At 41.5% G+C, this 13,333-nt stretch carries 10 protein-coding genes and 1 pseudogene; 6 read left to right on the top strand and 5 right to left on the bottom strand.

Annotated features, from left to right (window positions below; all coding sequences use genetic code 11):
• Positions 1-25 precede the first annotated feature (25 nt).
• On the bottom strand, positions 26-712 hold the full coding sequence (locus F886_RS15260; protein WP_005307096.1) for a 3'-5' exonuclease: 687 nt from the start codon (positions 710-712) through the stop codon (positions 26-28).
• A 249-nt stretch (positions 713-961) separates the two neighbouring features.
• Here F886_RS15260 and F886_RS15255 point away from each other — a divergent pair, with 249 nt between their 5' ends.
• Complete coding sequence (locus F886_RS15255) at positions 962-2,191, top strand: alpha/beta hydrolase (RefSeq protein ID WP_005307091.1); 1,230 nt, start codon at positions 962-964, stop codon at positions 2,189-2,191.
• A 23-nt stretch (positions 2,192-2,214) separates the two neighbouring features.
• Here the strand turns inward: F886_RS15255 and F886_RS20600 are convergent.
• Positions 2,215-2,376 (bottom strand): annotated as a pseudogene (locus F886_RS20600) (hypothetical protein).
• Between the two features lie 61 nt (positions 2,377-2,437).
• Here F886_RS20600 and glyA point away from each other — a divergent pair.
• Positions 2,438-3,691 (top strand): serine hydroxymethyltransferase, encoded by a 1,254-nt coding sequence (gene glyA, locus F886_RS15250; RefSeq protein ID WP_005307088.1) that lies wholly within the window; start codon positions 2,438-2,440, stop codon positions 3,689-3,691.
• 62 nt (positions 3,692-3,753) lie between these two features.
• On the opposite strand, the gene F886_RS15245 is transcribed toward glyA, so the two are convergent.
• Genes F886_RS15245 through adeF form a run of 3 tightly spaced genes read right to left on the bottom strand, consistent with a single transcriptional unit; the run spans position 3,754 to position 9,648 of the window.
• Entirely contained in the window at positions 3,754-5,229 is a 1,476-nt protein-coding gene (locus F886_RS15245) for an efflux transporter outer membrane subunit (RefSeq protein ID WP_005307084.1), read from the bottom strand.
• A gap of 12 nt (positions 5,230-5,241) precedes the next feature.
• Positions 5,242-8,421, bottom strand: a complete 3,180-nt coding sequence (gene adeG / locus F886_RS15240; RefSeq protein ID WP_005307082.1) for a multidrug efflux RND transporter permease subunit AdeG — start codon at positions 8,419-8,421, stop codon at positions 5,242-5,244.
• A gap of 6 nt (positions 8,422-8,427) precedes the next feature.
• Positions 8,428-9,648: a multidrug efflux RND transporter periplasmic adaptor subunit AdeF gene (gene adeF / locus F886_RS15235; protein WP_005307079.1), complete on the bottom strand. Its 1,221-nt coding sequence runs from the start codon at positions 9,646-9,648 to the stop codon at positions 8,428-8,430.
• 201 nt (positions 9,649-9,849) lie between these two features.
• Between adeF and F886_RS15230 the strand changes: the two genes are divergently transcribed.
• The 4 genes from F886_RS15230 to F886_RS15215 all read left to right on the top strand — a co-directional run bounded on the left by F886_RS15230 (position 9,850) and on the right by F886_RS15215 (position 13,327).
• Complete coding sequence (locus tag F886_RS15230; protein WP_005307076.1) at positions 9,850-10,878, top strand: LysR family transcriptional regulator; 1,029 nt, start codon at positions 9,850-9,852, stop codon at positions 10,876-10,878.
• 172 nt (positions 10,879-11,050) lie between these two features.
• A complete protein-coding gene (locus F886_RS15225) occupies positions 11,051-11,836 on the top strand; it encodes an ABC transporter substrate-binding protein (RefSeq protein WP_005307073.1) in 786 nt (261 codons plus the stop codon).
• Positions 11,837-11,927: 91 nt separating this feature from the next.
• Positions 11,928-12,617 (top strand): ABC transporter permease, encoded by a 690-nt coding sequence (locus F886_RS15220; protein ID WP_005307070.1) that lies wholly within the window; start codon positions 11,928-11,930, stop codon positions 12,615-12,617.
• On the top strand, positions 12,614-13,327 hold the full coding sequence (locus F886_RS15215; RefSeq protein WP_005307068.1) for an ABC transporter permease: 714 nt from the start codon (positions 12,614-12,616) through the stop codon (positions 13,325-13,327). Before F886_RS15220 ends, F886_RS15215 begins: the two co-directional genes overlap by 4 nt.
• Positions 13,328-13,333 lie beyond the last annotated feature (6 nt).

The raw sequence follows: 13,333 nt of genomic DNA, 5'->3' as shown, positions 1-13,333 counted from the left end.
TGATGAATATCATCTATTTAAGTCATTAAAGTACACTTTCTAATGCTTTGCGAAGGTAAATATCAAGCTCATCTTGGCGTAATAACCATTGAATATAGTCTTTAGGAAGTTCAGCAATTGCTGTGCCTTTATGCTTACCAAAGTTAACCGTTGTGGGGATACGTGCTTCTTCAGAAACTCGGTATAGCTCTTCAATATCTTGAATATTTAAATGATAGACAATATGCATCAAAATATTAGCAGTCAAAATAATATCTGCATCGGCACGGTGTGCACCTTTGAGTAATTCACGAGCTTTACTGCTGCCTTGAGAAATCATATAGATGAGGGCGGAGATATTATGTGCTTCTGCTTCAGGCCAAACTTTACGCGCTAAAGCTAAAGTACAAATCGGTTTAATATTCGATACATCTACACCGCAACGCGCAATTGCGGCAATATCGTAATCAATATTGTGACCAATAATATAAGTCGTGCTCTCTGGTAATTTAAACGTTTTATAGTGAGGCTGGTTTTCTAAATCTGACTCTAATATATGGTGAACTGCCATAGCGGCGTAGGAAATAGGGGCACCGACTTGATAGAGCTGATCAAACAATTTGCTTTTATCTAAGGTGAGCTTGCCTTCATTAATTTCGATCGGGGCATATGCAATTTCAATAGGCAAACCATTTAGTGTATGTGTTTCTGTATCTAAAATAATGGTTTGCATAACTGGCCCTTTAAACAATAACAAGTAGCTATGAATGGTAACAGTTGGCTATCTACTTTAAAACATGAAGTGAGGCTATAAAGTAGCGAGAACGTCAATTTATATTAAAAATAAAGTTTTCATAGATTAATTTCATCCAATAGAACTTGCGAAAAATAAAGATTAGGCGTAATTGTTTTTAAGACATTAGAAAATGTTGATTAAAAAACTAAAGCAAAACAAAAATGGAATTTAAGGGAAGATATACCAATGAAAATGAAACTGTTCATGACCAGTGTTCTTAGCACAAGTTTATTGTTGACGGCATGTGGTGGAGGAAGTAGCGATGACAGCCCAGTAAGTACTAATCCATCTGGTACTCCAACCAATAATATTCAAAACCCAGTGGTTAAAGTAGATGCTTACACGAGCACCAACCTAGGATCAGTTGCTGCTGAAAGTAGTATTTTGACCTATAAAATGTTAGGTCAAAGTGGCCAGGAAGTACAGGCAACTAGTTTGGTATTCACACCAAATACACCAGCACCAGCAGGCGGTTGGCCAATTGTCGTTTGGGCACATGGCACTACGGGTGTTGCAGATGCTTGTGCACCAAGTAAAGCAGCTTTAACAGACAGTACAAAAGATTTAATTAGTAAGTTACTTGCAGCTGGTTATGTTGTTGTTGCACCTGACTATGAAGGTTTAGGCACAGCAGGTATACATCCATTTTTAAATGTTAAAAGTGAAGCTTATTCAATTACTGATGCCGTGGTTGCAACACGTAACTATTTATCACAGCGTAATTTATTAACTTCAAAAAAATGGCTGACAGTCGGACATTCACAAGGGGGACATGCTGCGTTGAGCGCTGCACAATATGCAAGTCGTGCTCAGCTAGACTATAAAGGTACAGTAGCGGTAGCACCTGCTTCTAATTTAGGTTTTATTTTAGTGGCTGGAGAGGCACAAGTTGCGAATCAACCAATAGGGGTTAAAATTGGAACCTATGCACAGCTTGATACCTATACGGCTTTGGTTACCGCAGGTATTCGCAACACACAGCCGAGCTTTGATTATGGACAAGTATTTACTTCACAAATTTCAGGTATTGCCGCACAAGCAGAAACAATTTGTGCTGGGCCTTTGGAAGATGTTTTTAAAAAAGCTATGGATGATTATAAAAAAGCTAATGGTGGGACACTTGATGGTTACACACGTACGCAACCTAACTTTATGGCAGTACCCTTGGTTAAAACATTCTTAGATAAAGATTCTCAACCTTTACAGGCAAAAGTATCTACACCAGTCATCATTTATCAGGGGCTAGCAGATACAACAGTTCCTAAAGTAGCTACAGATATTTTGATATCTAATGCCACTGTCGTAGGTACTAAAATTAATAGTTATGTGACTGGTAACTGGGACCATAATACGGCGATGAGTAGTAATGTAGACAACATTGTTGGGAATGTTCAGACTTTGCTAACAGCACAATAGAGTTATTGATATTTAAAGTATTTTTAACCTTCTTGTAAGCTAAAGTGAATGATGAAAAAGTTTAAAATATAAGCTTTAAAGCAGCTTTTTTATTGATTTATAAACAATGGCTCATTTTTTATAAAACTTGAGCCATTTTTATTTAAAACTGAGCTAACTTCATTCTGTTTAATTATAAAGTTCATGCTACAATATGTCGCAATCTTAGCACGGCTTAAAAGCCCTAATTTTATAGGACCCCCGCTAATGTTTGCCAATATTTCCATTTCTGAATTTGATCCAGAATTAGCTCAAGCAATTGCTTCTGAAGGTGAGCGTCAAGAAGCACATATCGAGTTAATTGCTTCTGAAAACTATTGCTCTCCTGCTGTGATGGAAGCGCAAGGATCAAAACTTACGAATAAATATGCAGAAGGTTATCCAGGTAAACGCTATTATGGCGGTTGCGAATATGTGGATATCATTGAGCAAATGGCGATTGATCGTGCTAAAGAACTTTTTGGTGCAGATTACGCAAACGTTCAACCACACGCTGGCTCACAAGCTAACTCTGCTGTTTATCTAGCACTTCTTAACCCAGGCGATACTGTTTTAGGTATGAGCTTGGCTCACGGTGGTCACTTGACTCACGGTGCTAAAGTAAGCTTCTCTGGTAAAACTTATAATGCAGTTCAATATGGTCTAAACGCTGAAACTGGCGAGATCGATTATGAAGAAGTTGAACGCTTAGCATTAGAGCACAAGCCACGTATGATCGTTGCTGGTTTCTCTGCTTACAGCCGTGTTGTAGATTGGCAACGTTTCCGTGACATCGCGGATAAAGTTGGCGCTTACCTTTTTGTTGATATGGCTCACGTTGCAGGTCTTGTAGCTGCTGGCGTATATCCAAACCCAGTTCAAATTGCTGACGTAACTACAACTACGACTCACAAAACACTTCGTGGTCCACGTTCTGGTTTAATCCTTGCGAAAGCGAATGAAGAAATCGAGAAAAAACTTCAATCAGCTGTATTCCCTGGTAACCAAGGTGGTCCATTGATGCATGCGATTGCTGCTAAAGCAATCTGCTTCAAAGAAGCAATGTCTGATGAGTTTAAAGCTTACCAACAACAAGTTGTGAAAAATGCTCAAGCTATGGCTGAAGTGTTAATTGCTCGTGGTTATGACGTTGTTTCTGGTGGTACAGAAAACCACTTATTCTTGTTATCTTTAATCAAGCAAGATGTAACTGGTAAAGAGGCTGATGCTTGGTTAGGTGCTGCTCACATTACTGTGAACAAAAACTCAGTTCCAAATGACCCACGTTCTCCATTCGTGACTTCTGGTATCCGTATCGGTACTCCAGCGGTAACAACTCGTGGTTTCGGTGAAGCTGAAGTTCGCGAACTTGCTGATTGGATCGCTGACGTGATTGACAGCAAAGGTGACGAAAAAGTTATTGCTGATGTAAAAGCGAAAGTTGAAACTGTTTGTGCAAAATTCCCTGTATACGCACAATAAGTTGTAAATATAAAAAAAGCGCCGTATGGCGCTTTTTTTATATCAAGTTAATTAGATAAGAATTAACTTTCAGATTTTACCGATGACGCGAAACTATGCCAGCCACCACCTAATGCGCGGATTAAATTTACACTAGCCATCATTCTAGCGCCGTTAAGCTGTGCAGAAAGTTGCTCTTGTTGCAAAATAGTCCGATCCGAGTCAATCACATCAAGATAGCTAATAGCACCTTCTCGATAACGTAGATGAGAAAGCTGATTTGCATGACGAGAAGAAGATAGCGCTTGGCTTTGAGCCTGAATTTGCTGATCGAGAATTCTTTGGTCAGATAAACCATTTTCAACTTCGCGAAATGCGTTCAGTACAGTTTGGCGATAGTTTGCGACGCTTTCTTCATAGGCAGCTCGCGCTTGAGTGACTCCTGCTTTACGTTGTCCGCCGTTAAATAATGGCAAAGATAAAATAGTGCCTGCGACTGGACCAAGTAAGAATGTACGGCTCGACCATTTACCTAAATCACCTAAAGTTGATGATTCATAACCGAGTGCCCCTGTCAGGTCTAGTTTTGGGAAGAAAGCAGCACGTGCAATTCCAATACGCGCATTATCTGCTGCCATCGCACGCTCGGCAGCAGCAATGTCAGGTCTTCTTTCAAGTAAAGCTGAAGGTAAACCGGCTGGCAAACGGAGGCTGTTTGCAGTTAAAGGTTCAATTGCCAAGCTAAAATCAGCAGGTGTTTTGCCTAACAATACTGCAAGTGCATGCTCTGCATTAGCTCGATTACGAGCAATGTTCAGTGCATTGGTTTGGGCGGTAGCCAGTTCAGTCTGTGCGCGAGAAACATCTAATTCACTGACTAAGCCATTTCTAAAACGTGTTTGAACTAAGTCACGTGTCTCGCCAAGCAATTTAATAGTGCGATTATAAATTGCTTGTTCAGCATCAAGCTGACGAATGAGAAAGTAACCTTGGGCAACATCTGCTTGTAAAGCTAAAAGTGCCGACTGATATAAAGCTTCTTGTTGCTGTACATCAGCTGTTGCTGCATTGACACTACTGGCGATACGACCAAATAAATCGAGCTCATATGAAACATTCGCTTGAGCACGCCATAAGGTTTGTGCAGATGTATGAGCGTTATCATCTAAACCCAATGAAGCAGGAGAGGGTTTTTGACGAGTTGGGCCAAAGCCAGCACCAATACTTGGTAAACGTTCAGCTTGTGCTGCGGAACGTAATGCACGTGAAGCCTGAATATTGGCCGCTGCCGCTTTAAGACTCTGATTTCCAGAAATGGCTTGTTGTTCTAGCTCATTCAATTTAGCATCATTAAAAACACGCCACCACTCACCTCGAATCTGCTGATCGGCAGGTTGGGCAATTTTCCAATTATTGTCTTCAAGTTTTGGGTCAGACTCTTTAAATTTGACTGGAACTATCACTTTTGCAGGTTGATATTCTGGAGCCAAAGAGCAGCCTGCAAGCAGCAGGCTTCCCATGAGTGAGGACAATAATAAGCTTTGTTTTGTTGTAGCCATCAAATATCCTCCTTAATGATCATGTGGGGTAGATAAAGGTGCTTCATGAACTGCTGCCGAATGCAATTTATGTTTACTGTTCAATGTGCGAATCAGGACATAAAAGGCAGGGGTCAGGAACAAACCAAACAGCGTTACACCGATCATGCCGAAGAACACCGCAATACCCATGGCATGACGCATTTCAGAACCTGCACCAGTTGAGGTAACAAGTGGGACTACACCCATAATGAATGCAATAGAAGTCATTAAAATTGGACGTAAACGTAGACGACTTGCTTCAACAGCTGCTTTAAAGGCAGTTGCACCTTGCATTTCGAGTTCCCGTGCAAATTCGACAATTAATATGGCATTCTTACAGGCCAGCCCGACCAGCACCATCAGACCAATTTGGGTAAAGATGTTGTTATCTCCACCTGTTAGCCAAACACCCGTCAGAGCTGCCAAAATCCCCATTGGTACAATTAAAATTACAGCTAAAGGCAAAGTTAGACTTTCATATTGAGCAGCCAGTACCAAGAACACGAGCAATACACTAATTGGGAATACCCAGAGTCCTGCATTACCAGCCAAGATTTTTTGGTAAGTTAAATCTGTCCATTCAAACTTGATACCACGTGGTAGAGTTTGAGCAGCAATACGTTCAACCGCAGCTTCTGCTTGGCTAGATGAATAACCCGGTGCAGGGCCACCGTTAATATCGGCTGATGTGTAGCCGTTGTAACGCACTACCATTTCTGGGCCATAAGTTTGAGTTACATTCACCAATGAAGATAACGGCACCATTTGTCCAGCACTGTTGCGAGTTTTAAGCTGCAAAATATCTTCAGGGTTAGCACGGAAAGGGGCATCTGCCTGGGCTCGAACCTGATAAACACGTCCAAAGCGGTTAAAGTCGTTAACGTACTGAGAACCTAAATAAATTTGCATGGTGTTGAAAACATCTGTTACTGCAACACCTTGCTGTTTGGCTTTTACACGGTCCAGATCTACGTTTAGTTGAGGTACGTTAATTTGGTAACTTGAGAACATTGGACCAAGCTCAGGGGCTGATTGTGCTGCTTTCATAAAGTTTTGTGCAGCATCGTTCAAGGCTGAATAGCCTAAGGCACCTCGGTCTTCGAGTTGGAGTTTAAAGCCGCCCATGGTTCCTAAGCCCATCACGGGTGGTGGTGGGAAAACCGCAATATAGGCATCTTGAATGGCTGAATATTTCTGGTTGAGAGCACCAGCAATTGCATTTGCAGATAAGTCTTTGGCCTTACGTTCATCGAATGGCTTTAAGGTCACAAAGACAATACCAGCGCTTGAGCTGTTGGTAAAACCGTTAATTGATAGACCAGGGAAGGCAACTGCACTTTCTACACCAGGTTGTTTAAGTGCGGTGTCACTCATTTTACGAATGACTGCTTCGGTACGATCTAATGAAGCGCCGTTTGGTAATTGAGCAAAGCTAATCAAATATTGTTTGTCTTGAGCGGGTACGAAGCCACCCGGAACAATATAAGAAATACCAACAGTTAAGCCCAGAAGAGCAGCATATACACCCATTGCCGATGCTTTATGAGAGATAACACGACTTACGCCTTTACCATAGTTGTCTGACGCACGGGTAAATACGCGGTTAAACAGCGCAAAGAAACGTCCGAATACACGGTTCATAAGGCGTGTTAATGCATCAGGTTTAGCGTCATGTCCTTTCAGTAACATGGCGGCTAAAGCAGGAGATAGTGTAAGAGAGTTAAATGCCGAAATAACAGTTGAAATGGCAATAGTCATGGCAAATTGTTTATAAAATTGCCCTGTTAAGCCTGTCATAAAGGCAAGTGGAACGAACACGGCAACAAGCGTTAAAGCAATGGCAATAATCGGTCCGCTCACTTCTCTCATCGCGCGATAAGTTGCATCTCTTGGGCTTAAGCCTGCTTCAATATTCCTCTCGACATTTTCGACGACGACAATGGCGTCATCGACCACAATCCCGATGGCAAGTACCATCCCGAACAGAGAAAGCGCATTGATCGAGTAACCAAAAGCAAGCATGAGCGCGAATGTACCAATAATTGAAACTGGTACAGCAAGTAATGGAATGATTGAAGCACGCCATGTTTGTAAGAATAAAATCACAACCACAACAACTAGTGCAATCGCTTCAAGCAAGGTATGAACAACCGCTTTAATACTGGCACGTACGAACTGGGTTGGATCGTAAACAATGTCGTATTTAATTGAAGATGGAAAATCTTTTGAAAGTTCTTTCATCGTGCTACGCACTTGATCCGAAACTTGCAAAGCATTAGCGCCTGGCGCTTGGAAAATTGGAATAGCAACCGCTTGTTTATTATCGAGTAATGAACGCAAGCCATATTGTGAAGCTGCAAGTTCAACGCGTGCAACATCACCTAAGCGGGTAACAGCGCCATCAGGAGCAGTTTTTAAAATGATATCTGAGAATTCTTGCTCAGTCGTTAAACGCCCTTGAGCGTTCACTGAAAGTTGTACAGGAGAATTTGTTGGCGATGCACCAATGGTACCTGCTGCAACTTGAATGTTTTGTTCACGGATTGCACTCACAATTTCAGTTGCTGTGAGATTACGTTGCGCTACTTTTTGTGGGTCGAGCCATACACGCATTGCGTAGTCACCCGAACCAAATAAACCGACTTCACCTACACCTTGTAAGCGTGCCAAACGGTCTTTTACGTTGAGCACCGCGTAGTTACGTAAGTAGGTCATGTCATAGCGATTATCTGGTGAAGTCAGATGTACAACCATAGTTAAAGTAGGTGAGCTTTTTAACGTAGTGACACCTAAACGCTGTACGTCTTCAGGTAAGCGAGGCATGGCCTGAGATACACGGTTTTGAACCAATTGCTGAGCTTTGTCTGGGTCAATACCAAGCTTAAAGTTCACCGTAATGGTTAAGTTACCGTCACTGTTTGCCTGAGATTGCATATACAGCATGTCTTCAACGCCGTTGATGGATTCTTCAAGCGGAGAAGCAACAGTTTCAGCAATTACTTTCGGGTTTGCACCCGGATATTGAGCACGTACCACCACAGATGGTGGAACAACTTCCGGATATTCTGAAATAGGTAATTTAAATACCGACAGTAAACCGGCAAGTAGAATCAATACTGATAACACACCAGCAAAGATCGGCCGATCAATAAAAAATTTAGAAATATTCATATGTGATTAACCTTTTGCCGGAGTTGATGTTTTTTCTGTTGGCTGAGGTTGAGGAGTAGTGCTGCTCGCAGTGATTTGTGCATTTGGCATTGGAACAAGATGCGGGGTAACAGGGTCACCCGGACGAATCCGCTGTAAACCATTTACAACAATACGGTCACCCGCTTGTAATCCGCTATTTACGATTTGCAAGCCATCTTGTTGTGTGCCAAGTTTTACTTCACGGTAAGCGGTCTGATTTTTAGCGTCGACTACCACAACAAAACGCTTATCTTGATCGACCCCGACCGCGGTTGGACTAATCAAAATTGCTGAACGAGGTTGACCACCACCCAGACGGATTCGAGCATATAAACCCGGTAATAAAACTCCGTTTGGATTGTCGAAAGTTGCGCGGACACGAATCGTACCTGAGGTTGTATCTAGGTTATTGTCGATTGAGTTGATGACTCCTTCACGAGAAAACCCAGTTTCATTGGCAAGTCCCATATAGACAGGAACTTGTGCTGAATTACGTTGATTACTGATGTATTTCAGGTAAGTTTGTTCATCAACATCGAAAGATGCGTAAAGGCGAGATACAGACACCAAACTTGTTAAAACCTGTGCTCCGTTGCCAGCAGAGACCACGTTGCCCACAGTCACTTCGGCACGAGAAATTCGACCACTGACTGGTGCAGTAATGCGCGTGTATTCAAGATTTAAACGTGCAGATTGAACAGCTGCTCTAGCGGCTTGCAGGTTGGCACTGGCTGAGCGTGCATCATTTTCAGCTAGATCTAGCTCTTGACGTGATACAGCATTACTTTGAATTAAGCGTTGAATACGAGAAAGATTAGAACCTGTATAAGTCACTTGTGCTTCTGCTGAAGCGAGTTGAGCTTGGGCACGATTGAGTTCTGCTTCGAAAGGACGCGGATCAATGGTAAAAAGTAATTCGCCTTTTCTAACCAGACTGCCATCTTTGAAGTGTACGGAAGTGAGTTTACCTGAAACCTGTGGCCGAATATCGACTTGATCAATGGCTTCTAAGCGACCGGAATATTCTTGCCAATCGGTAATGGTTTTGCTGATGACATTAGAAATATCAACAGTAGCAGCTTGTTGAGCTGTGGTCGGTGCAGCTTTTGCATCGGCATGTTCATGTAAAAACATAAAACTGCCACCCGTTGCCAAAATGGCGACAAAGATGGCAGACAGCGCAAACTGTTTGCGGGAAAATGACATGAGGTGCTCCTACTTATTTGGATACCTGTTTTCAGACTTTTAATTATGGTCCGTATGGGAGAAACAGGGTTTATGGAATGGACGGAGCATAAAAGTTTGTCAATCACGAATAAATATATTAAATTTGATAACACTATTCGTATTTTTATAACAATTGATGTGTTTGAATGAAAAAATGCATTAATTGATAGGAGTGTGCGTGTGGATCTATTTCATGCCATGAAAGTATTTAACAAAGTTGTCGAAACAAATAGTTTCAGTTTAGCGGCTGACAGTTTAGGCCTACCGCGTGCTTCTGTGACTACAACCATTCAGGGTTTAGAAAAACATTTACAGGTTCGTTTATTAAACCGAACCACCCGTAAACTCAGTTTGACGCCAGATGGTGCGGTTTATTATGAACGTACTGCACGAATTTTAGCCGATGTCGAAGACGTTGAATCGACTTTTCATGATTCAGAACGTGGACCTCGAGGACGACTGCGCATTGATGTTAAAGCTTCAATCGGGCGGTTGATTCTGATTCCGATGCTGTGTGATTTTCATTCTAAATATCCTGATATTGATTTGGTGATTGGAATGAGTGATCGCCCCGTAGATCTGGTGCAAGATGCTGTGGACTGTGTCATTCGTATTGGTCAGTTGAAAGATTCAAGTTTGGTGGCACGTCGTATCGGAACAATTCAGTGTGTGACGGTTGCTGCACCACGTTACTTGGCGGAACATGGCGAACCAAAAACTATTAATGATCTACAAAAACACCAAGTCGTGCATTACTTTAATAGTCGTACCGGACGCAATATCGACTGGGATTTTATGGTTGATGGGGAAATTCACAGCGTTGGCGTGAAAGGGCGCGTTTCTGTCAATGATGGTGATTCATATATTGATTTGGCAGTACAGGGCTTTGGGTTAATTCAATGTCCATATTATATGGTGGCAAAACATTTAGAGTCTGGTGCGCTTAGGGAGGTATTGACTGAATGGTTGCCTGCACCTATGCCAATATCAGTCGTTTATCTACAAAACCGTCATTTATCGCCTAAAGTCCGTGTTTTTGTTGACTGGGTAGCCGAATTATTTGCAGGTTGTCCATTGCTGAGTGGTTGCTCAATGTCATTAGATCAAAAATGTGAATTTGCCAGTGCCAAAGAGCATAACCATGAATACACCATTCGGACATTGGTTCAAAATGAAAATATGGCAGAGGCTTACACACTCAAAAACTAACTTAAAATTTGAGTGATTTTTCAACATTTAATGAGGTAATACGATCCGCTGTTTTGATATCTTCATAAATCCTTAATTTACTGGTATAGAAATTGCAATTATTTCGGCAGAAGAGTAATTTAATTACTCAAGTTTTTATCACCTTATTTGGATTTTAAGGAGAAGCTTCAAGATGGCAAGCTTTATGAAAAAAATGTTCGTTTCAACAACCTTAGTTTTGGCTGCTGTTGCGACGAATGTTCAAGCAAAGGATTGGAAGGTGATTCGTTTTGGTACTGAGTCCTCTTATGCACCATTTGAATATAAAACACCAGATGGCAAGTTAACTGGTTTTGACGTTGATTTGGGTAATGCTATTTGTGCAAAACTCAAAGCCAAATGTGTTTGGGTTGAAAACTCTTTTGATGGGATGATTCCAGCACTTAAAGCGAAAAAATTTGATGGTATTCTTTCATCAATGACGGTGACTGATGAACGTGCGAAACAAATTTTGTTTAGTAGCAAAATCTACAACACGCCAACGCGTATGGTTGCAAAAAAAGGCTCACCGTTATTACCAACAGCTGCATCATTGAAAGGTAAGCGTGTAGGGGTACAACAGGGCACAATTCAAGAAACTTATGCTAAAACCTATTGGGCAACAAAAGGTGTAACCGTTGTACCTTATCCAGTCCAAGATTTGATTTACCAAGACATGATGTCTGGTCGTTTAGATGCAACTTTACAAGATGCAATCATGGTTGATGGTGCTTTCTTAAAACAACCAAAAGGCAAAAATTTTACTTTTGTCGGCAGCAATGTGGTTGATGCAAAAACACTGGGTGTAGGCGCAGCGATTGGTTTACGCAAAGAAGATGCAGATTTGAAAGCGAATATTGACAAAGCTCTCGCAGCAATCATTGCGGATGGCACATACAAGAAACTCGAGAAAAAATATTTCTCCTTTAACATTTACTAATGATGTGAAAAATGTCGGCTTAGTGCCGACATTTTAAAATCTATTCTCATCTCATCAATATTAGATATTGTTTTTAAGGAGAAGATGAGTCATGTTTTTATCTGGCTATGGGCCACTCCTTCTCAGCGGAACATGGATGACCATACAGCTTGCGCTGTTGTCACTTTTGCTTTCTGTCATTATTGGCTTAATTGGTGCGAGTTCAAAACTCTCTAATATTAAAGCTTTACGCTATATTGCGACTGCATATACCACGCTCATTCGTAGTGTGCCTGATTTAGTAATTATGCTGCTGTTATTTTATAGCTTGCAGTTAGGTTTAAACCAAATTACTGAAGCACTGCAAATGGACCAGATTGATATCAATCCATTCGTGGCTGGTGTGATTACTTTAGCGTTCATTTATGGTGCATATTTTACCGAGACCTTTCGTGGTGCATTTCAATCGGTTCCAACGGGTCAAATTGAAGCAGCAAAGGCCTATGGTATGACCCCTTGGCAGGTTTTTCGACGTGTTTTATTCCCTCAAATGATGCGTTTTGCATTGCCGGGTATTGGTAACAACTGGCAGGTTTTGATTAAGGCAACCGCACTTGTTTCCATTATTGGCCTGACTGACATCGTAAAAATTACGCAAGATGCGGGTAGAAGTACCATGCAATTGTTCTTTTTCAGCATCGTGGCTGCTGCGATTTATTTGGCAATTACCACCGTCTCGAACCTGATTTTAATGTGGCTTGAAAGTCGTTATTCTGCTGGTGTGAGGAAGGGACAATTATGATTGAAATCCTTCAACAATATTGGCAGGCATACCTTTGGACCGATGGCTTACAAATGACCGGTGTCGCGATGACTGCTTGGTTATTGGTGCTTTCTATTGGTATTGGCTTTGTGCTTGCTGTGCCTTTATCACTTGCAAGAGTATCAGAAAATCTTTGGTTGCGTGGTCCAGTTTGGTTGTTTACCTACGTTTTTCGTGGCACACCACTGTACATCCAATTGCTGATTATTTATTCAGGTATTTACAGCTTTGATTACGTCCATGAACATCAGACGCTCGATGCATTTTTTCGAGAGGGCATAAATTGCACCATTTTGGCATTCGCGCTCAATACTGGTGCATATACGACTGAAATCTTCGCAGGAGCGATTCGTTCTATTCCACATGGCGAGATTGAAGCTGCCCAAGCTTTTGGAATGTCAAAATGGAAACTCTACACACGTATTATCATTCCATCGATGTTACGCCGTGCTTTGCCATTTTACGGTAACGAAGTCATTTTGATGTTGCATGCGACAACCATTGCATTTACAGCAACTGTTCCAGATATTTTAAAAATTGCGCGTGATGTAAATGCGGCAACTTATGACACCTTCAATGCTTTTGGAATTGCAGCGGTGTTATATGCGATGTTGGCATTTATTTTGATTTGGATATTTCGTAAGTTGGAAAAACGTTGGTTGGCATTTTTAAAGCCATCGAATCATTAGGAGATA

Origin of the sequence: Acinetobacter sp. NIPH 542 (genome assembly GCF_000369825.1) — a bacterium.
Classification (GTDB): Bacteria; Pseudomonadota; Gammaproteobacteria; order Pseudomonadales; family Moraxellaceae; genus Acinetobacter; species Acinetobacter oleivorans.
This window is presented reverse-complemented; position numbering and strand designations above follow the sequence as displayed.

What these genes read in the sequence shown, in the direction of transcription:
- F886_RS15260 (WP_005307096.1), bottom strand. Translation starts at nt 712, where the DNA reads ATGCAAACCATTATTTTAGATACAGAAACACATACACTAAATGGTTTG.
- F886_RS15255 (WP_005307091.1), top strand. Translation starts at nt 962, where the DNA reads ATGAAAATGAAACTGTTCATGACCAGTGTTCTTAGCACAAGTTTATTG.
- glyA (WP_005307088.1), top strand. Translation starts at nt 2,438, where the DNA reads ATGTTTGCCAATATTTCCATTTCTGAATTTGATCCAGAATTAGCTCAA.
- F886_RS15245 (WP_005307084.1), bottom strand. Translation starts at nt 5,229, where the DNA reads ATGGCTACAACAAAACAAAGCTTATTATTGTCCTCACTCATGGGAAGC.
- adeG (WP_005307082.1), bottom strand. Translation starts at nt 8,421, where the DNA reads ATGAATATTTCTAAATTTTTTATTGATCGGCCGATCTTTGCTGGTGTG.
- adeF (WP_005307079.1), bottom strand. Translation starts at nt 9,648, where the DNA reads ATGTCATTTTCCCGCAAACAGTTTGCGCTGTCTGCCATCTTTGTCGCC.
- F886_RS15225 (WP_005307073.1), top strand. Translation starts at nt 11,051, where the DNA reads ATGGCAAGCTTTATGAAAAAAATGTTCGTTTCAACAACCTTAGTTTTG.
- F886_RS15220 (WP_005307070.1), top strand. Translation starts at nt 11,928, where the DNA reads ATGTTTTTATCTGGCTATGGGCCACTCCTTCTCAGCGGAACATGGATG.
- F886_RS15215 (WP_005307068.1), top strand. Translation starts at nt 12,614, where the DNA reads ATGATTGAAATCCTTCAACAATATTGGCAGGCATACCTTTGGACCGAT.